At 51.9% G+C, this 18,217-nt stretch carries 18 protein-coding genes; 13 read left to right on the forward strand and 5 right to left on the reverse strand.

Going from position 1 to position 18,217, the window contains the following annotated elements; genetic code table 11:
- Nucleotide 1 precedes the first annotated feature (1 nt).
- On the reverse strand, nucleotides 2–1,426 hold the full coding sequence (locus MKX63_RS28035; protein WP_341021817.1) for a LutB/LldF family L-lactate oxidation iron-sulfur protein: 1,425 nt from the start codon (nucleotides 1,424–1,426) through the stop codon (nucleotides 2–4).
- 1 nt (nucleotide 1,427) lies between these two features.
- Entirely contained in the window at nucleotides 1,428–2,171 is a 744-nt protein-coding gene (locus MKX63_RS28040; RefSeq protein ID WP_341021819.1) for a (Fe-S)-binding protein, read from the reverse strand.
- A 168-nt stretch (nucleotides 2,172–2,339) separates the two neighbouring features.
- On the opposite strand from MKX63_RS28040, the gene aldA reads away from it, so the two are divergent.
- From aldA to MKX63_RS28070, 6 genes are all read left to right on the forward strand, one after another.
- On the forward strand, nucleotides 2,340–3,785 hold the full coding sequence (gene aldA, locus MKX63_RS28045; RefSeq protein ID WP_341021821.1) for an aldehyde dehydrogenase: 1,446 nt from the start codon (nucleotides 2,340–2,342) through the stop codon (nucleotides 3,783–3,785).
- Between the two features lie 463 nt (nucleotides 3,786–4,248).
- Nucleotides 4,249–4,860, forward strand: a complete 612-nt coding sequence (locus MKX63_RS28050; RefSeq protein ID WP_341021822.1) for a DUF2239 family protein — start codon at nucleotides 4,249–4,251, stop codon at nucleotides 4,858–4,860.
- Between the two features lie 17 nt (nucleotides 4,861–4,877).
- Nucleotides 4,878–5,768 (forward strand): alpha/beta fold hydrolase, encoded by an 891-nt coding sequence (locus MKX63_RS28055; protein ID WP_341021823.1) that lies wholly within the window; start codon nucleotides 4,878–4,880, stop codon nucleotides 5,766–5,768.
- Nucleotides 5,769–5,857: 89 nt separating this feature from the next.
- Nucleotides 5,858–6,232 (forward strand): BlaI/MecI/CopY family transcriptional regulator, encoded by a 375-nt coding sequence (locus MKX63_RS28060; RefSeq protein ID WP_036693854.1) that lies wholly within the window; start codon nucleotides 5,858–5,860, stop codon nucleotides 6,230–6,232.
- A gap of 9 nt (nucleotides 6,233–6,241) precedes the next feature.
- Nucleotides 6,242–7,678: a M56 family metallopeptidase gene (locus MKX63_RS28065; protein WP_341023326.1), complete on the forward strand. Its 1,437-nt coding sequence runs from the start codon at nucleotides 6,242–6,244 to the stop codon at nucleotides 7,676–7,678.
- Nucleotides 7,679–7,707: 29 nt separating this feature from the next.
- Nucleotides 7,708–8,160, forward strand: a complete 453-nt coding sequence (locus MKX63_RS28070; protein ID WP_341021824.1) for a hypothetical protein — start codon at nucleotides 7,708–7,710, stop codon at nucleotides 8,158–8,160.
- Nucleotides 8,161–8,259: 99 nt separating this feature from the next.
- Here the strand turns inward: MKX63_RS28070 and MKX63_RS28075 are convergent, their stop codons facing one another.
- Nucleotides 8,260–8,424: a hypothetical protein gene (locus tag MKX63_RS28075; RefSeq protein ID WP_341021825.1), complete on the reverse strand. Its 165-nt coding sequence runs from the start codon at nucleotides 8,422–8,424 to the stop codon at nucleotides 8,260–8,262.
- A gap of 102 nt (nucleotides 8,425–8,526) precedes the next feature.
- Between MKX63_RS28075 and MKX63_RS28080 the strand changes: the two genes are divergently transcribed.
- Genes MKX63_RS28080 through MKX63_RS28095 form a run of 4 tightly spaced genes read left to right on the forward strand, consistent with a single transcriptional unit; the run spans nucleotide 8,527 to nucleotide 11,966 of the window.
- Entirely contained in the window at nucleotides 8,527–9,765 is a 1,239-nt protein-coding gene (locus MKX63_RS28080; RefSeq protein WP_341021826.1) for an FprA family A-type flavoprotein, read from the forward strand.
- 16 nt (nucleotides 9,766–9,781) lie between these two features.
- Nucleotides 9,782–10,993 (forward strand): NAD(P)/FAD-dependent oxidoreductase, encoded by a 1,212-nt coding sequence (locus MKX63_RS28085; RefSeq protein WP_341021827.1) that lies wholly within the window; start codon nucleotides 9,782–9,784, stop codon nucleotides 10,991–10,993.
- Between the two features lie 32 nt (nucleotides 10,994–11,025).
- A complete protein-coding gene (gene rd, locus MKX63_RS28090; protein WP_036693846.1) occupies nucleotides 11,026–11,208 on the forward strand; it encodes a rubredoxin in 183 nt (60 codons plus the stop codon).
- Nucleotides 11,209–11,255: 47 nt separating this feature from the next.
- Complete coding sequence (locus MKX63_RS28095; RefSeq protein ID WP_341021828.1) at nucleotides 11,256–11,966, forward strand: Crp/Fnr family transcriptional regulator; 711 nt, start codon at nucleotides 11,256–11,258, stop codon at nucleotides 11,964–11,966.
- Between the two features lie 25 nt (nucleotides 11,967–11,991).
- Here the strand turns inward: MKX63_RS28095 and MKX63_RS28100 are convergent, their stop codons facing one another.
- Both MKX63_RS28100 and MKX63_RS28105 read right to left on the reverse strand, forming a co-directional pair.
- Nucleotides 11,992–13,296: a hypothetical protein gene (locus MKX63_RS28100; RefSeq protein WP_341021829.1), complete on the reverse strand. Its 1,305-nt coding sequence runs from the start codon at nucleotides 13,294–13,296 to the stop codon at nucleotides 11,992–11,994.
- A gap of 19 nt (nucleotides 13,297–13,315) precedes the next feature.
- Entirely contained in the window at nucleotides 13,316–13,816 is a 501-nt protein-coding gene (locus MKX63_RS28105) for a TetR/AcrR family transcriptional regulator (protein ID WP_341021830.1), read from the reverse strand.
- A gap of 231 nt (nucleotides 13,817–14,047) precedes the next feature.
- Here MKX63_RS28105 and MKX63_RS28110 point away from each other — a divergent pair, with 231 nt between their 5' ends.
- From MKX63_RS28110 to MKX63_RS28120, 3 genes are read left to right on the forward strand one after another with little or no spacing between them, the layout of a single operon-like run.
- On the forward strand, nucleotides 14,048–14,737 hold the full coding sequence (locus MKX63_RS28110) for a response regulator transcription factor (RefSeq protein WP_341021832.1): 690 nt from the start codon (nucleotides 14,048–14,050) through the stop codon (nucleotides 14,735–14,737).
- Nucleotides 14,734–15,852 (forward strand): HAMP domain-containing sensor histidine kinase, encoded by a 1,119-nt coding sequence (locus tag MKX63_RS28115; protein ID WP_341021833.1) that lies wholly within the window; start codon nucleotides 14,734–14,736, stop codon nucleotides 15,850–15,852. Before MKX63_RS28110 ends, MKX63_RS28115 begins: the two co-directional genes overlap by 4 nt.
- A 33-nt stretch (nucleotides 15,853–15,885) precedes the next feature.
- Nucleotides 15,886–18,216 carry an ABC transporter permease gene (locus tag MKX63_RS28120; protein ID WP_341021834.1) on the forward strand — a complete coding sequence of 777 codons (2,331 nt, stop codon included), beginning with the start codon at nucleotides 15,886–15,888 and terminating at the stop codon, nucleotides 18,214–18,216.
- The last annotated feature ends 1 nt before the right edge of the window (nucleotide 18,217 follow it).

The raw sequence follows: 18,217 nt of genomic DNA on the forward strand, positions 1-18,217 counted from the left end.
ATTACTCTGAACCTCCTTTGCGCTTCTCCAGCCATGCCCGGAAGCTGTCCTGCGGCTTGACGGGCTGGTTCAGGTCGCGTGAACCAATCCACCCCTGAATGATGGCCGGTCCCCGTACAATACGTCCATGCTTGCTCATGATCCGGCTGGCCGAATGGGCGAGTCTGAGAGTTTTGCCGAATAGGGCAGGGGAGGAGAGCAGCTTAGCGGCGGCCTTCATCTGGAATCGGTCGGCAGCGCCGGTTCGCTTCTGCTTCACAATATTCTGGCGGTGCATCACAAGCTGCTCATGCAGCGGGATTTTTACTGGACATACATCTGTACACGCCCCGCAGAGACTGGAGGCATACGGCAGCTCCTTATAGTCGTCATAACCGCCAAGCAGCGGCGTAATGACCGCACCAATCGGACCCGGGTAGATGGAACCGTAAGCATGGCCGCCGATATGACGGTAGACCGGACAGACATTCAAGCAGGCGCCGCAGCGGATACATTGCAAGGCTTCGCCAAATTCACTCCCCAGAATATCGGAACGGCCGTTATCGACGACCACCAGATGGAATTCCTCTGGTCCGTCGGTCTCTCCCGCCGCTGAGGGACCCATGACCGTGATATAGCTGGTCAGCTTCTGGCCGACCGCACTGCGGCAGAGCAGATTATCCAGGATTTCCATTTCCTCAATCGACGGTACAATCCGTTCCATGCCCATCACTGCGATATGCGTTTTGGGAATCGCGGCGGTGAGGTCGCCGTTCCCCTCATTCGTGACGAGATTTATTGCGCCCAGGTTGGCAATGGCGAAATTACAGCCCGTAATCCCAACCTCCGCATCCAGGAACTTCTGGCGCAGGACGCTGCGGGCGAACCCGGCCAACATCTCCGGCGTCTCATCGCCGGTGTATCCGAGCTTCTCCGCGAAGACGCGCCTGATCTGCTCCCGGTCTTTATGCAGAGCGGGGGCTACGATATGGGAGGGAGGGTCCCAGTCATCCATCTGCAGAATGTATTCTCCGAGATCCGTCTCAATCAGCTCACAGCCGGCTTCGAGCAGCACATGGTTCAGTTCAATCTCCTCAGTAACCATGGACTTGGATTTGACGACCCGGGTCGCCTGCTTGCGTTCAATGACATCCCGTATATAACTGCTGGCCTCTTCCTTGGTTGCGGCAAAATAGATATGTCCACCCTGCCGCTCAACATTATCCGCAAGCTGCTCCAGATAAAAGTCCAGGTTTGCCAGCGTATGCTGACGGATCAGCTGGCCCACCGTCCGCCACTTCTCCCAATCTCCAAGTGCGGTAGCAGCGGTCAGCCGCCGGGTCTTAAGGCTGTCTTGTGCGGACCCCACGGCACTGCGCATAAAGGAATCCCCAAGGCCCTCCGCGGTCCGTTCGCTGAAGCTGCGTGAATCCGTTTGCAGGCTCAAGTCAGTTTCCCCCTTTCTGATTGGCAGGCGTATGCTGGTTGAGCACCTCTGCAATATGCATGACGCGTACCGGCTCACCCTTGCGGGACAGGCGCCCCCCGATGTTCATCAGGCAGCCCATATCTGCACTGATCAGGATATCCGCTCCGGTATCCAGTACACAGCCGCATTTCTCATCGGCCATCTGCCCGGAGATTTCAGGCATCTTCACCGCAAAAGTGCCGCCGAACCCGCAGCAGTTGTCGCTGTTTTTAAGCGGCTCAAGCTTAAGTCCCTTCACCTGCTCCAGCAGCTGGAAGGGCGTTTCCTTCTCGCCCAGCAGCCTTGTCATGTGGCAGGAGCGGTGGTAGGTTGCCGTTCCTTCGAGCGTGGCACCTATATCGGTGACCCCCAGCACTTTTACAATGAACTGGGTGAGTTCATATGATTTTGCTTTTAACGCAACCGCTTTCAATTCCCAGTCCGGGTCCCCGCTGAAGATCTTCGGATACTCATGAAACATAGCGATACAGGAGCCGGAGGGCCCTACGACATAATCCGAAGCCTCGAAGGCCAGCATCATGTTCTGCATAGCAAGCTTAGATTCCTGAAGATAACCGCTGTTATATGTGGGCTGTCCGCAGCAGACCTGTGAAGCCGGGTAATCAATCTCGCAGCCAAGCCGCTCCAGGACCTCTACCATGGCAATACCAGCAGCCGGAGCCATAAGATCTACAAGACAAGTGGAAAAAATACTGACACGCACTCCCATCCCTCCCATCAATGAAAACCTATACTCACAGCTTAACTCAACAAGTCAATGAAAAACAACACAAAAACAAATAAAAAATGTGAAACTTATTGACAATAAATATTGATAGCGTTTACACTATGGATGGGTTAATGGAATAATCTACCTTGAGGGGGAGAAACAGTGACCAAGCATTTGATGTATATCAACGGCCAATTTACGGAATCCGAAGGCAAAGAGTGGATGGAAGTGACCAATCCGGCAACCGATGAAGTCATCTCACAGGTTCCCAAGGCAACCAGGAATGATGTTATACGCGCCATTGATGCAGCGGAGCAAGCACAGGCTGAGTGGGAGGAGACTCCTGCGGTAGAGCGCGGCAAGTATTTGCATGCAATTGCTGACGGCATCCGGGCAGAGGCGGACAGCATCGCCAGGCTGATCTCGGAGGAAGTCGGCAAGACACTGGAATTATCGACCGTAGAGGTTCATTTTACTGCGGATTATTTGGATTATATGGCGGAATGGGCACGGCGTTATGAGGGGGAGATCGTGCAGAGTGACCGTGATAATGAGCATATTTTTGTATTCAAAAGAGCGATCGGCGTCACCACGGGCATTCTGCCCTGGAACTTCCCGTTCTTCCTGATCGCCAGAAAAATGGCCCCGGCGCTCATCACCGGCAACACGATTGTCGTGAAGCCCAGCGCGGAATCTCCGAACAATGCCATGGCGTTCAGCCGGATTGTGGATCAGGCCGGATTGCCTAAGGGGGTATTTAACCTTATTACAGGCAGAGGTGCGGAAGTGGGCAACGAGCTGTCCAGTAATGCCAAGGTAGGCATGGTTAGTCTTACAGGCAGCGTACCGGCAGGGCAGAAGGTGATGGAGGCGGCAGCTGAGAATATCATCAAGGTCAGCCTGGAGCTGGGCGGCAAAGCGCCTGCTATCGTCATGAAGGATGCCGATCTGGAGCTGGCGGTTCAGGCGATTGTCGCTTCCCGGGTCATTAATACAGGCCAGGTCTGTAACTGTGCGGAGCGTGTCTATGTCCATGAAGACATCAAGGAGGAGTTCACCACGCGGCTGGTTGAAGCGATGAAGGCCGTGAAGTATGGAGACCCGCTCAAGGACACGGACATCCAGATGGGACCGCTCATCAACAAGGCCGCGCAGGAATCGGTACAGCAGAAGGTGGACCGTGCCGTTCAGGAAGGGGCTAAGATCGCTCTGGGCGGTAAAAAAGTTGAAGGAACCGGCAGCTTCTTCGAGCCGACAGTGATCATAGACGCTACGAATGAGATGGAGATTGTGCAGGAGGAGATTTTCGGTCCGGTCATTCCCGTCATTTCGTTCTCAACCCTGGACGAGGCGATTGCCCTCGCCAATGACAGTGAGTTCGGCTTAACCTCATCGCTATATACGCAGAATCTCAATGTCGCCATGAAAGTCATCAAGCGGCTGAAATACGGGGAGACGTACATCAACCGCGAGAATTTCGAGGCGATGCAGGGCTTCCATGCAGGCTGGAGAAAATCCGGCATCGGCGGCGCTGACGGCAAGCACGGCTTGAACGAGTACCTCCAGACGCAGGTCATCTACCTGCAATATGATAAATTGGTGAACTGAATACGCAGTGATTGTTTGCTGCTTTGGTGAGGCGGCCCTTGTTTGGGGCCGTTTTTTCTGTTGTTTCTCGGAGAGGCAGGTGCGAGGGGCGGGGGCAGATGTAGGCGGAAAACCGATTACATTCGGCGCGGTGGAGGCGTGTAGGCGAAATGTAATCGAAAAACCGATTACATTCGGCGTGGCGAAGGCGTGTAGGCGAAATGTAATCGAAAAACCGATTACATTCGGTGTGGCGAAGGCGTGTAGGCAAAATGTAATCGAAAAACCGATTACATTCGGTGTGGTGGAGGCGTGTGGACCAAATGTAATCGAAAAACCGACTATATTAGACAGGCGCGGAGGTTAGAGGAGGAGCTGTAGCGGAAAACCGAACACATTAAGCAGAATTATACCCGGGCAATATTGCATTTATATTTTTACCCGGGTATAATTAGGCCAAATAGAAGGGAGGTCAACATATAACATGAGTACGATTAATGAACAGACGAATACTTACTGCACAGCATTTTTGGGAGTGGAGATCGCTGCCAGCGGTGCCTTACAGCACGTGGTTACGGTGGTGAAGAGTAAGCTGAGTGACAGCGAGCTGGCCCGGGTGCTTATCTTTGACGATTCCACGGGGAAGCCGATAGATGTAGATTATCACGGGGAAATAGATGAGGTGCTTACGCGGTTAGCTGAGCCTTCAGAAGAGTCAGCCGTTACAGAAGTGAATCCCCAGAACACGCGCCGGGCCGGACGGCCCAAGCTGGGGGTCGTATCCGGTGAGGTTACTTTATTGCCAAGGCAGTGGGAATGGCTCAAAGCCCAGCCTGGAGGGGCATCCGTAACCCTGCGCAAGCTGGTTGATGACGCCCGGCGCAGCGGAGAACAGCAGGGCACCATCCGCAAGTCACAAGAAGCAGCGTATGCCTTTATGACAGCTATGGCCGGGGATTTCAACCATTACGAAGAAGCTCTGCGTGCGCTGTATGCCGGTGATTCGGAGCGTTTTGACCAATACACTCAGGACTGGGCACCTGACATCCGCAGCCATGTGAAGCAGTTAGCTGCAGATGCATTACAGAAGAATTGAAGGAGAACAAACCCCTTATGAACATTATACAAACGAACAACATTGAGCTGGCGTATGACAGCTTTGGCAATGAGAATGACGAGGCCATCATCTTGATTGCCGGACTTGGAACCCAGATGATCCGCTGGACAGTTCCATTCTGTGAACAACTGGCAGCGCGGGGCTTCCGGGTGGTCCGTTTTGACAATCGGGACACGGGCTGCTCGACACATTACAGCCATTACCCGGCAATGGATTTCAGCGCTTTGGCGGCTGCGCTCATGTCGGGCCAAAGGCCGGACATGCCTTACACGCTCGATGACATGGCCGGTGACGTGATCGGACTGCTCGACGCCCTGGGAATTGACAAGGCACATGTCGTTGGCCGGTCCATGGGCGGAATGATCGCCCAGCTTGTTGCCAGTAAGTACCCTGAGCGGGTCCTGTCGCTCACCTCTATCATGTCTACGTCCGGGAATCCTTCCCTTTCACAGGCTTCTCCGGAGGTGATGGGGATGATGACAACTCCGGGGCCGAATCCGTTTGAGAATGAGGCAGGATTTGTGGCGCACAGCATGGCTTTTGCCAAGCGCATTGCCGGCACCGGCTATCCATTTGAAGAAGCAGCTTACCGGGCACTCATTGCGGAGGAAGTCCGGCGGGCCTACGATCCAGGCAGCGTGGGACGGCAGATTGCCGCGATTGCGGTCTCCGGTGACCGCCGTCCGCTACTGGCAGCCATACAAGTCCCTGCCCTTGTCATTCATGGCATGGACGATCCCCTGTTCGTTCCGGCGTGCGGGGAGGACACTGCTTCCTCTATCCCGGGCGCTAAGCTGATGCTCGTTGAAGGCATGGGACATGACCTGCCGCACCAGTTGTATCAGCAGATTATAGATGCTATTGAGCGGGCAGCTCATCGCAGTTGACTAATCACTACATTCTGTAGTAGATTATAACTACTACGTAGTGTAGTAATAATGTTATGGACGCATAACAGACATACGAGGTGTTCACGGTGAACAAGATTCAAAAGCTATCGGATACAGAATTAGAGTTAATGGAAGCCATTTGGGCGAGTACGCCGCCAGTTACTTCAACGGAGCTGCTGAACCAGTTCGCGCATAAGGGTAGGGATTGGAAGGCGCAGACGATATCTACCTTTTTGTCACGGTTAGTGGATAAGGGGTTTCTGACGGCTACCCGGCATGGGCGGCTCAACAAATATGTGCCCGGCATTTCGCCTGAGGACTATAAGCTGGTGGAGACTCAGCATGTCCTGGATGGGCTGTATCAGGGTTCGGTCAAGAATCTGATCTCTGCCATGTATGATGGCGACAAGCTGTCGGACCAGGATATTGATGAGCTGAAGCAATGGTTCTCGGAAAAATAGGTGATGATGATGAACACTCTTCTGAATCTTCTGATTTCACTAACCGTTGCCGGAAGTGTAGTAACTATCAGTATATACGCACTGAAGAGGTTATCGACCGGACATTTCCCGGCCCGATGGCGTTACGGACTCATTAAGCTGGCCTTAATCTTTTATTTGTTCCCTATAGCTCTTATAATGCCGTGGCTATCAGAGCACTTCATCGCGCCGGGTGCAGCCACAAGTGTACAGAATCTCCAGAGTTGGAAGCCCGAAAATATAACAGATTCACCCCAGCCTGCAACATTAACTTTAACAACAAGTACCGCCTATGTCCTGTTAGGAATTTGGATAGGGGGTGCCATCACTTTTGCCGCCTGGCAAGGGTATGCTTACCGCAGGTTTACCAGAGTACTTAAGCGTAACCGGACCATGGTACCGGAGAATAGTGAGACAGCCATGATGCTGAGGAGCATCAAGGAGGAGCTTGGCCTCACCTGTAGCGTGAAGCTCGCCTACAGTCCTGTCACACGCAGTCCTTTTCTGGCAGGACTATGGAGACCGGCGGTCTATCTGCCTGTAGACAGCCATGCCAATCTTGATATGGAGATGGTGCTGCGCCATGAGCTGGTTCATCTGAAGCGGAAGGATCTGTGGATCAAGGCTGCATTGCTATTCGTCCGTACCTTGCATTGGTATAATCCGCTGGTTCATAAGGTACGTCATGAGCTTCATACCTGGAGCGAGCTGACCTGTGACCAGGAGGTGGTGCAGGAGATGTCTCATGCCGACCGTAAGCGTTACGGCGGGACGATACTGAATGTCATGGCAGGGCCAGCCAGTCAACCCGGAGCGTTCTACGCCTCATTATCCGGTGACGGTAAACAATTACAAAGGAGATTAACCCATATGCTTAACGTCAAAAAACTAAACAGACAAACCCTCTTCCTATCGGTTACCGCAGTACTGTTAATTGCAGGGATCGGTACCTCTACGGCGGCATTGGCCTCTAAGATGACACCACAAGTGGTCGCCGACACGGAGTATACTTCTTCCGATAATGCCGCCTCCGAACTTGCAGCTTCTAAAGTGCCCGAAGGTAAAATAACCGAGCCTGCCAAAGTATCTGGCACCCGGTCAGCCGAGAGCAGCACTATCCCCGTCCAGGAATATAAAGCAGGACAACTCGTTGCCGGGCCTGCTGAATCTGCTGATTCTGTAACAGTTCCCGCTGAAGTGGCTCCCGGAGCTGCTCAAGCAGACATCACTGCACAGCCGCTGCCTGAGCTTGTACCAGCCCCTGCTGAAAGTGCTCCCGTAACTGTGCCAAAAGCAAACGCCACCCAATCTGATTCCGGGCTTGCCCCGGCACCAGTCCCTGACCAGAAAGAGGCTATTGCAGAGGCGCCTCCCGAGCTGGTGCCGGCTCCTGCATCCGTTGAGGATATTCCAGCACCTTCTAAGTAACATAAGATATCTTGTGTAGAATATTATCAATGACAAGAGCGGCTTCCATGTGGGGCGGCTCTTGTTCTTTGCGTTGCGATTGGACACTGACTATATTTATAGAGATATTCCCCTTCTCTCGGCCGCGCCCAAATGAATATGATATTATCGTAGCTGTATCTTCATTGGAGCATGTGGGCTCGGCACAGGTACTTGAGCAGAAATTGAGTGAAATGAATGCCGGGACAAGAGCAGGCGGGGCAATTCGTATTATTATTGCGTCCAATATCCGGGAAATACTACTAGAGAATAAGCAAGAGCTCGACCCCATGTTTGAAGTGAATCTGTCTACTGAGAAAATGATCGAATTATTAAATCAGCAGTTTGCCGGGTGGGAGATAGAGAAGCTGATCGTAAAATCCTTAGCTTTTGAGATCAACAGAAACGGGCAGCCCGTCAAGCTGACCTCTGATTGTATAACCTTTGTTTCCAAGAAAAGCTGATCTTATAGAGATCGGCTTTTTTTAAAGTGATGAAGGTAACGTATCTGAGGTAAGACGTATCAAAGAACTTTGGATTTCTTCCGCTAAGAGCGGTTCAAATCAGGAAATATAAATACAACAGCGGCCAAGCTTTGAGTTTTTATCTGAAGCAAGCAGTTGCTCCAATCCACTTAAATTAGACTTTTCCTCCCCGCCTGTGACCACACGCACCACATCTTCCGTGAAGTAGGCTACATTTAGAGTATGCCAAATGAAAGGTTTCACAAACTTCCGAAATTTGATTTGAATCCTCCTTTTTAAGCGGCTGGCGTAATAGAATGAGGTTGCTGATAAGGATTATCAATCAAATATTGGAGGCTACCACTAATGAGTACACAAACCAGACAAATCGCCGAGGACATCCACTGGGTAGGCAAAATAGACAACCGTGAAGTTCCGTTCCACCGCCTGATTCTCGCCAAGGGCACCACCTATAACTCCTATCTTCTCAAAACCGGCAAGCCGACCGTAATCGATACCGTGGATATGGAATTCGGCCGCGAATATGCCGAGTGTCTCGCCGGAATGATTGATCTTATGGATATTCATTACATTGTCATTAACCATACCGAGCCTGACCACTCCGGAGGACTGGCGGCACTGGCAGCGCAGGCCTTGAATGCTACGATTGTCTGCACCGAGATCGCAGTGCCGGAGCTGCAGGAGATGTATAAGCTGCATAGCCGCAACTTCCTGGTGGTGAAGGACGGGGACACACTGGATATCGGCGGCAAAACCCTGCTGTTCAAAGAAACGCCGTACCTCCACACCGCAGAGACGATGATTACGTACTGTGTGGAAGACCAGATCCTGTTCCCTTGCGATATTTTCAGTACGCATGTGGCTGCCGAGCATCTGTTCAGCGATGAAGCAGGCTTCGATATCACGGAAGATTACAAAGGCTATTATGCAGCGATTATCCACCCGCACAGAAGATATGTAAGAACGCTGCTGGAAGCGGTGAAGGATCTGCAGATCCGCATGATTGCGCCCTCCCACGGGTTCCTGATCCGCGAGGACATTCCTAAGTTCATCGGGCTGTACGCCACCATGAGCCGGGAGACCACCCAGGGCAAGAAGGCTGTCATTGTCTATACCACCATCAAGAACAGCACGAAGAAGATGGCCGCGATCATTGAGAATTGCCTGAAGGAGAACAATATTGAGACAGAAGTCTGGAACGCAGATAAAAGCAGCACCGCAGACATCCTGCGCAGCATCGAATCGGCAGACGCCGTCTTCATCGGCAGCTCCACGAAGTATGCGGACATGATCGGGAACCTGGAGGAAGTGCTGAAGGGCATGCAGGAGATGAACCTGGAAGGCAAGCTTGCTACGGCATTTGGCTCTTACGGCTGGAGCGGAGAAGCCATCGAGGTCATTCAGGATTACCTGAACGGAACGAACATGACTGTACAGAGCACCTCCGATGTGATCAAAACCACCGGTATGACCCATGTAGAATTCCCTGTCCGGGTGAGATTCTCCCCAAGAGAGCCTGAGAAGGTCCAGAAGATTAAGCATGCAACCGAATTTGTCTCGGATCTGCTGCTCAGTTCAATCTAGGGAGGAGGAAGCGAACATGTCGAAGCATTACGTAATCGTTGGGGGCGGTGTAACCGCCGTCCATGCTGCCAAAGCGATCCGCGATCAGGACGCGGACTCGGAAATCTCGATTATCGGGGAAGAGAGCGGCCTGCCGTATAACCGGATCAAGCTGACCAAAGGCCTGTTCACCGACCTGCACAGCGAGAAGGTTCTGATCAAGAAGGAGAAATGGTACCGTGATAACCGCATCACCGTGCAGTCGTCCACCCGCATCGTGTCTATCCATCCGGAGCGCCAGACGGTAGAGACAGAGAGCGGCCAGTGTGTGGAATACCATAAGCTGCTGCTCTGCATGGGGGCGAAGAACCGCGCATTAACCATCCAGGGTGCCGGACTTGCCAACGTACACACCATCCGGGAGCTGGCTGACGCAGACCGGCTGAAGGACAGTCTTAAGGAAGGCAGCCGCGTAACCGTCATTGGCGGAGGGGTGCAGGGGATTGAGACCGCCTGGGCGCTTCACGAGGCAGGGTATAAGGTGACCGTGGTTGAATATGCACCTGCCCTGATGGGCAGACAGCTCGACAGCTACTCTTCCAAGCATCTGCAAGAAACCCTTGAACATTCAGGGGTGAAGGTGATTCTTCAAGCGGGTGTGGCTTCCATCGAGGGGACAGAGGTTGTCACCGGGGTTACGCTGAATGACGGCACGAGCTTCCCGTGTGACCATGTGGTCTACTCGATTGGGATTGTTCCGAATACTGCTCTGGTTGACGGCTCGGTGATTGAGGTCCGCAGCGGCATCATTGTGGATGAACATCTGCAGACGAGTGCTCCGAATATCTATGCAGCCGGGGACGTTGCAGAGTTCGGCGGGCTGGTGGAAGGCCTGTGGGGCGGAGCAATGGAACAGGGCAAGATCGCAGGAAGCAATATGGCTGAAGCCCTGAGTGTGTACCGCAGAGCGGTTCCGGTAACCTTGTTCAATGCGTTCGGGGTGTCCTTATTCTCCATTGGCAACACCGATGAGCGGAATTGCGATGAGTCGGTATGCGGTGAAGAGAATGGAGCGTACACACGGATTTTTGTGAAGGATCATGTCATTGTCGGGGCGTTGTCCTGGCAGGGTGCTGCAGCTTCGCTGGCTTACAAGGCGGCTGTTGAGCAAGGCGTCCGGCTGAGCGGAAGTGCTGACGGCAAGAGCATCGAAGAGATTATAACTGAGGCGCAGGCTGTATTGAATTAATTCACTAACCATAAAAACAGGAGCTGATTACGATGAAAAAATATATCTGTACCCCTTGCGGCTACATCTACAACCCGGCGGTAGGCGATCCCGATGAGGATGTAGCCGCCGGCACAGCATTCGAGGATCTGCCGGAGGATTGGGTCTGCCCGGTCTGCGGAGAGGATACCAGCCACTTCGTACCTGTCGAAGAGAAGAATACAATTACCCAATAGAGGATTAAAGCTAAGGCTTCACATTTCACATTACAGGGGGAATCGGTATGAAAGAGCATTCCTGCCAGCACGCCGCAGAACCTTGTACACGCAAGGTACCGATTTTTGCCGCGCTGACCGACGAGGATCTTACCCGGATCAGCGCGATGATTAAGCACCGCAAATTCACCAAGGGCCAGCCGCTAATTCTCGAAGGCGCGCCGTCCGATACGCTGTACATTATTCAGCAGGGACATGTGAAATTATCCAAGCTCACGCCCGAAGGGAAGGAGCAGATTTTACATATCCTGACGAACGGGGATTTCTTCGGAGAGCTCAGTATTTTCAACAGTGACGAGCTTAGCAACTTCAGTGCGTATGCGCTGAAAGACACCAATATCTGCCTGCTGACCCGCAGCGATATGGAGCAGCTAATGACCGAGAATCCCGACATCTCCCTGCGCCTGCTCTCAAGCGTAACCAAACGCCTCGCCCACACCGAGAATCTGGCGCAGAGTCTGGCCACCAAGGACCCGGAAATCCGGATCGCTTATATGATTATGGAGCTGAGTGAGAAATACGGCAAGCCGCGCGGCGGACGCGTTCATATCGACCTGCCGCTGTCCCGCGAAGAGCTGGCCAGTTATGTCGGAGTGACCCGGGAGACGATCAGCAGGAAGTTCTCCCGCTTCGAGGACTCCGGCCTGATCAAGCTGATCGGCAACAAGCAGATGGTCGTCATGGACCCGTCGGGTGTGGAGAAATATATGGGCCTTTAATCGATATAGAAGAGCGGCATTCCTGTCATTTCATGATGGGGATGCCGTTTTCATTGTGAGGGAATGTTAATTCCCGCAGAGCTGATTCCCAAAAATCCTTCTCCTCAGACAACAGATCGTTGCCTGCCACATGTAATGAAAGGGTTAGCCGGTCCTCAAAGGTACAGATGCCAACGATCCGCCTTGCATTTGGGACAAGAGGGGGTACGAAGCTGACTGCGGTCAAGCTATATTTGCCTTGTGATTTGTGTATATCTAGTGTAGTCAGGTTGGTGATGCTGATGCTCTTGGGCTTTACTCCATAGCCGAACAGGTTCGAAACGGTGTGAGCCGCTTTGTTCACGTAGCCACCATAGGCAGAGAAATAGGCAGCATCAATCAGTGTCGGTGATACTTCATTCATGAACTGAAGCAAGAAGAACTTCGCTTTATGATTATTTAATTTCTTATAAATTCGTTTATGTACCTTATGGGCGTTCGCCCCAAAATCGTGAGTCTTGTTATAACGGTACCGGATTGAAATTCCTGTGGCGTAATTACCCATTCCCCGATAGTTTTTTGGACGAACACTAACCGCCAGGCCGATGTCAGAGTGACCTTGAGCCGATTTAGCGAAGGCTGTCGTAAGCAAACTGTTAATGGTAATTCCCTGGCGTTTGGCGGTTTCTTTCAAAGCGGATAACTGCGATTCATTAAGCTCCTTACAATAAATTTTAGTTGTTCGGCTACTCCAATAGCTCTGATACATCTCCTGATATTCTGTATAATTAAATGCCTTTCCAGTTGAATTCCATTTACGGTTAAGCCCGTGAAGAATGATGCGCATCCACGGGGGTAGTTTGGAACGAGGAGGAACCGTCTTTGGATCAAAAAGCTGCAGCCGCTTATAAATCAGCTCATCTCCATTTAACGCGTGTAGAACGTCATTCAGTAAATAGGAGACTGCCAGGCCATCGCCTGTCAGATGGTGAGCGAGAATCAGCAATTGGAAGCTGTCCTGTTGCCGCTTAACAAAGAAACGGATCAGTTCGCCGTTAACCCAATCAAAAGCAATCGTTTCCTGATCCTGCACAACTGCCTTCCAATCACGGTCAAACGGCTCGATATGAATCCGCGGCTGCTCTATTTTTTCATAAAAGGCTTCTCCTTGCTCGTCGAATGTTATTTTACAGCTTAAAATTTCATGATTGGATACTGCTGCGGCAATGGCCGCACCTAGATCATGATCGGAGACATCCCCCTGAATGATTCCTAACATCGCAATGGTAATGCTGGGTGAGAATATGTGAGTACGTTCCTTTTGTATGCGTAAGGGTGTGTAAGTGTTCATCGGTAACCTCCTCCCCAATTTATTGATCACTTCTCTTAAAAGAATCGTACGCCTTCACAATCATTCCTTTAACGGTATCCCATGGCAATGGAAGTGTATTGTAGGCCATCATCATAACAATGCCGTGAGCATAAATGATCATGTTCAAGTCGATTCCGCTCTCCTTGGGCATAAACGGCTGATCAGCTTCTCTGTTCCCCCCGCCGGAGGCGAAAATAAGCTGGAACAGATATTTTTCCGTATTGGCAAATTGGACATATCCCAGGATACGTGACAACTCAGCAGGTAAATCCGCATCCCCGTTCATGGAAATAAACTTCATCATCCACTCTTGGGCTTTGTGGGTGAGAGCAAGCTTAAGGCCATTCATGTCGGTGAAGGACTGATAGATCGGTTGTGTGGAACAGTTGAGCGCTTGGGCAAGCTTCCTAGCGGTAATGGATTCATAGCCCTCTTGACGTACCATTTCAAAGGCTTTTTCTACAATCTGAATAGCTGTGATTTGCTTTTTTGGCGGCATCGTACACCTCATATTTTCAATAACATCGTTATATAACAACGTTATTTTACAACTCAAGGAATAAAATGTCAATGGGGCAGGTGAGTTTTGACCGAACCTCTATAAACTGCTTAGACAGCCGCTTCGTATGATAAATCTTAAGGCAATGTTAAGGTAACCCGTGTTTAACTGAAAGGTAGAGCCAACATAATGGACTTACAGCCCTGCGGGATGGGCAGGAGGAGAGGTGAAATGATGAACCAAACAATTCTGATAGTGGATGATGAGAAGGAGATCCGGGAGCTCCTGCGCCTGTATGTTGAAAAGGATGGATATACCGTGATTCAGGCCGGTAACGGCCGGGAAGCATTGAAGCAGGCGGCCGCTGCACGGATTGATCTGGCTGTCATCGACATCATGATGCCGGAGCTTGATGGCTATCAGTTAATTAAGGGCCTGAGAGAGTACAGCAATCTGCCTATTATCGTCGTTAGTGCCAAGACGGAGAATCACGAGAAAATTCTGGGGCTTGACCTTGGCGCGGATGATTATGTGACTAAGCCGTTTGACCCTTTGGAGGTGCTTGCGCGGATTAAAGCCCAATTACGCCGCAGTAGCGGAGTTGAAGCGGATTCCGCAGCGGATAAGCTGATGGCAGGGGAGCTCTGCCTGGATATATCTGTTTGCAGTCTAAGCTGGGGGAGCACCGCGATCCACCTTACCGCAACAGAATTTAACATCTTGAAGCTGTTTATGCAAAGCCCAGGGCGCGTATATACCAAACAGCAGTTGTATGAAGCGGCCTGGCAGGAGACGGCTATCGTGGATGATAATACGGTGATGGTGGCCATCAGCAAGCTGCGCGCCAAGCTTCCCGGCGGCTGCGGGGTGTCCATTGGAACCGTTCGGGGATTAGGGTACCGGCTGGAGGTTCAGCCGTGAAGAACAAGCGCAGCTTCAGAGGAGTCATCATGCGCAGCTTCATAGGCTACACCTTCGGCATTGCGCTGACGCTGCTGGTCCTGGAGTTATTGTTCGGTCTGTTGACATGGAAGAACGGGATGAACTTCGCGGAGCTGGCCTCTTCCCCGCTGGCTAAGGGAACGGAGTCGCTTCAGGTCACGCTGTCCGTAATCTGGATTCTTATTACAGCCGCCGTTTATGTTATCGGGATTGCCTTGTTCGGGCGCGGGATCAACAGGAAGCTTATGGAGCCCGTAAGGAAGATGGAAGAAGGGTTCAAGGCGGTGACCTCGGGCGATATGGAGATCAAGCTGGATTTTGAGACGGAAACAGAATTTGGAGAAATGCGGGATGCGTTCAACTATATGGCCCGGAGGCTGAAGGATGCAGAAGAACAGAGGAAGAGGATAGAGAGCGAGCGGATGCAGCTGTTCTCGCACATTGCCCATGATCTGCGGACTCCTATGACAACGATCTCCGGCTATGCAGGGGCTTTGGCAGGAGGGTTGGTTGAGGAACCGGACAAACAGCGGGAATACCATCTGGCGATCCAAGCGAAATCGGGGCAGATGAACCAATTGATAGACCAGCTGCTGGCCTATTCCAAGCTGGGTGCACCTGAATACAAGCTGAAGCTGGCGAAGGTTGACCTTGTGGAGTTGCTTCGTGTATCTTGCGCTGCTCTGTTTGGTGAAATCGAAAGTAAGCAGTTGAGCTTAGAGCTGCAATTACCGGACCAGCCCGTGTTTTACATGTCAGACCCGCTGGAAATAAGCCGGGCCATCAACAATCTGCTGACCAATGCAATCCGCCATAACCCGTCAGGCAGCCTGCTATATGTGGGATTAACGGATGAATCTGGCCGGATTGCAATCCATATTGCCGATAATGGAGCAGTGATTCCGGAGTCTATCGCCGGCAATCTGTTCGAGCCGTTTGTATCCGGCAGCGCTTCAAGAAGTGCGAGCAGCGGAACCGGGCTCGGGCTGGCTATTGTGCACAAGGTGATGGAACGGCATTCCGGCGGGGTTAGTGTATTGAACGCAGCTTCACCTTATACGAAGGAGTTTGTCCTCGATTTTCCCAAAAAATAAATCTGTAAGGACACAAATAGACGGAGGAGTGACATGTATCTTCAAATGATCAAAAACGATCTGCGCAAAAGCAAGCTGATTACCGCCACGATTATGGCATTCATCCTCGTTGCCGCCATGCTGACCTCGCTCGCCGCATCGCTGACCGTGAATCTGTCTGGCGCAATTGATAACATGCTTCGATCTTCGAAGGCGCTCCACTTCATGCAAATGCATACTGGCAAGGTTGATATGAATCAATTGCGGCACTTCGCGGAGACGAATGGAAGTGTTGAGGAATATCAGGTGCTGGAGTTCCTCAATATCGAGGGTGCAGAGATTGTGATCGGGGATGATACGCTTGCCGGAAGCATACAGGACAACGGCCTTTCCGTACAGGGTGAGAAATTCGACTACCTGCTGGACTTAAACGGTAAGGTGATTCATCCGGCTGACGGTGAAATCTATGTCCCTGTCTATTACAGGCAGGAAGGGAAGGCAGTACTTGGAGATACAGTGAAGATCCATGGTATTTCCTTCCATGTTGCGGGGTTTTTGCGGGATTCGACCATGAATCCGGCGCTTGTAAGCTCCAAAAGGTTCCTTGTGAGCCCGGCGGATTTCGAGCGGGTCCGTGAGTTCGGACAGTTGGAGCACCTGATTGAATTCCGGCTACTGGATGGGGTTAACTATCCGGCATTTGAGGCTGCTTATCTGGATGCTGGACTCCCGGCCAACGGTCCGCCTGCGATCACGTACAATCAGGTGAAGATGATCAACGGCATTACGGATGGCATTATGATTGCTGTGCTGGTACTGATTGGCATACTGGTCATCATCGTGGCGTTCTTGTGCATTCGCTTTACGCTACTGGCAACGATTGAAGAGGATTATAAGGAAATAGGCGTAATGAAGGCCATCGGGATACGGGTATCACAGATTAAGAAGCTGTACCTTGCGAAATATGGTGCGATTACGGGTGCAGCTTGTGTGCTGGGCTTTCTGGCCTCTTTGCCGCTCCAAATGCCTTTTATGCAAAATATACGTCTGTACATGGGCGATAGCGGGAGCCGGTTCCCCGGATTACTCTGCGGGCTTGCAGGCGCAGTGCTCATCTGCGTGGTGGTCATGCTATATGTGAATGGTGTGCTGCAGCGCTTCCGTAACATCTCCCCGGCGCAGGCGGTGAGGTTCGGTACTTCGCGCGAATCCTCGGCACCGGCCAGAGGCTTCCGGCTGAGTCACAACAGACTGTTCACCCGAAATATCTTTATAGGCGTCAAGGATGTGCTATCCCGCAAGAAGCTGTATGTCACCATGACGATAGTGCTGGTGATCTCTTCATTCATTATGATTGTGCCGTATAATATCAGCCGTACAATCTCTGCCCCAAGCTTCATCACCAATATGGGGATGGGCATCAGCGATGTGAATATCGGAGTGCTGCGGACACGGGTGGAGGATGTTCAGGGGAAGGCACAGGAGGTTGCAGCCCGGCTGGATGAAGATCAGAACGTTGAGAAATATGCATTATTCACCAGCCGGATGCTAGAGAGAAGAACAGATGAAGGGACGCTGGAGAAGCTGCGAGTGACCATTGGAGACTATGCCGCTTTTCCTATTACGTATTCCAAAGGCCGTGCGCCGCAAGCGGAAGCAGAGATCGCCCTCTCGGTACTGAATGCGGAAGACCTCGAACAGAATATTGGGGATGAGCTCATCGTAAGGGTTGACGGCATGGAAAAGCACCTGAAGGTGTGCGGGATTTACTCCGATGTCACGAACGGCGGGCGTACAGCACAGGCTAATTTCAACATGAATAACGGGGAGATTCTAAGTGTGGGGCTTGCGGTTACGTTCCGGGACCGTCAGAGTGTCCAGGCGGCCATATCACAGTACCGGGAACAATTCCCCTCAGCCAAAATCACCGGGATCGACGAAACCATCGGGCAGATGCTCGGTCCTATGCGCAAAGCTGTACAAAAGGCATCCATTGTCGCTACTGTGGCAACTGTCCTGCTCACACTTCTGGTAACAACGTTATTCATGAAGATGTTGGTGACGAAGGATCGTTATCCCATTGCGATATTGAAAGCTATCGGCTTCGCTAGCAGGGATATTCGCAGGCAGTATCTTTCGCGTTCCATCACCGTGCTGGTGCCTGGTGTCATCACGGGTACGCTTTTGGCAAATACGCTGGGAGAGCTTGTGGGGGTGGCCATCGTGTCTTCCTTCGGCGCAGCAGCCTTTCAGTTCGCGGTAGACCCGTGGTTTGTCTATTTCATTTCGCCTCTGCTAATTGCAGGCTGTGTCGTTGCCGCTGCCAGGTTAGGGATTTCGGGCATCCAGGCCTTACCAATTGCCGGGCATATCAGGGAGGATTAAC

Origin of the sequence: Paenibacillus sp. FSL R7-0179 (assembly GCF_038002265.1) — a bacterium.
Classification (GTDB): Bacteria; Bacillota; Bacilli; order Paenibacillales; family Paenibacillaceae; genus Paenibacillus_AQ.

Excerpts from the sequence above, each read along its gene's own strand:
- MKX63_RS28050 (WP_341021822.1), top strand. The coding sequence starts at position 4,249 with ATGAGTACGATTAATGAACAGACGAATACTTACTGCACAGCATTTTTG.
- MKX63_RS28055 (WP_341021823.1), top strand. The coding sequence starts at position 4,878 with ATGAACATTATACAAACGAACAACATTGAGCTGGCGTATGACAGCTTT.
- MKX63_RS28065 (WP_341023326.1), top strand. The coding sequence starts at position 6,242 with ATGAACACTCTTCTGAATCTTCTGATTTCACTAACCGTTGCCGGAAGT.
- MKX63_RS28070 (WP_341021824.1), top strand. The coding sequence starts at position 7,708 with ATGACAAGAGCGGCTTCCATGTGGGGCGGCTCTTGTTCTTTGCGTTGC.
- MKX63_RS28080 (WP_341021826.1), top strand. The coding sequence starts at position 8,527 with ATGAGTACACAAACCAGACAAATCGCCGAGGACATCCACTGGGTAGGC.
- MKX63_RS28085 (WP_341021827.1), top strand. The coding sequence starts at position 9,782 with ATGTCGAAGCATTACGTAATCGTTGGGGGCGGTGTAACCGCCGTCCAT.
- rd (WP_036693846.1), top strand. The coding sequence starts at position 11,026 with ATGAAAAAATATATCTGTACCCCTTGCGGCTACATCTACAACCCGGCG.
- MKX63_RS28095 (WP_341021828.1), top strand. The coding sequence starts at position 11,256 with ATGAAAGAGCATTCCTGCCAGCACGCCGCAGAACCTTGTACACGCAAG.
- MKX63_RS28100 (WP_341021829.1), bottom strand. The coding sequence starts at position 13,296 with ATGAACACTTACACACCCTTACGCATACAAAAGGAACGTACTCACATA.
- MKX63_RS28105 (WP_341021830.1), bottom strand. The coding sequence starts at position 13,816 with ATGCCGCCAAAAAAGCAAATCACAGCTATTCAGATTGTAGAAAAAGCC.
- MKX63_RS28110 (WP_341021832.1), top strand. The coding sequence starts at position 14,048 with ATGATGAACCAAACAATTCTGATAGTGGATGATGAGAAGGAGATCCGG.
- MKX63_RS28120 (WP_341021834.1), top strand. The coding sequence starts at position 15,886 with ATGTATCTTCAAATGATCAAAAACGATCTGCGCAAAAGCAAGCTGATT.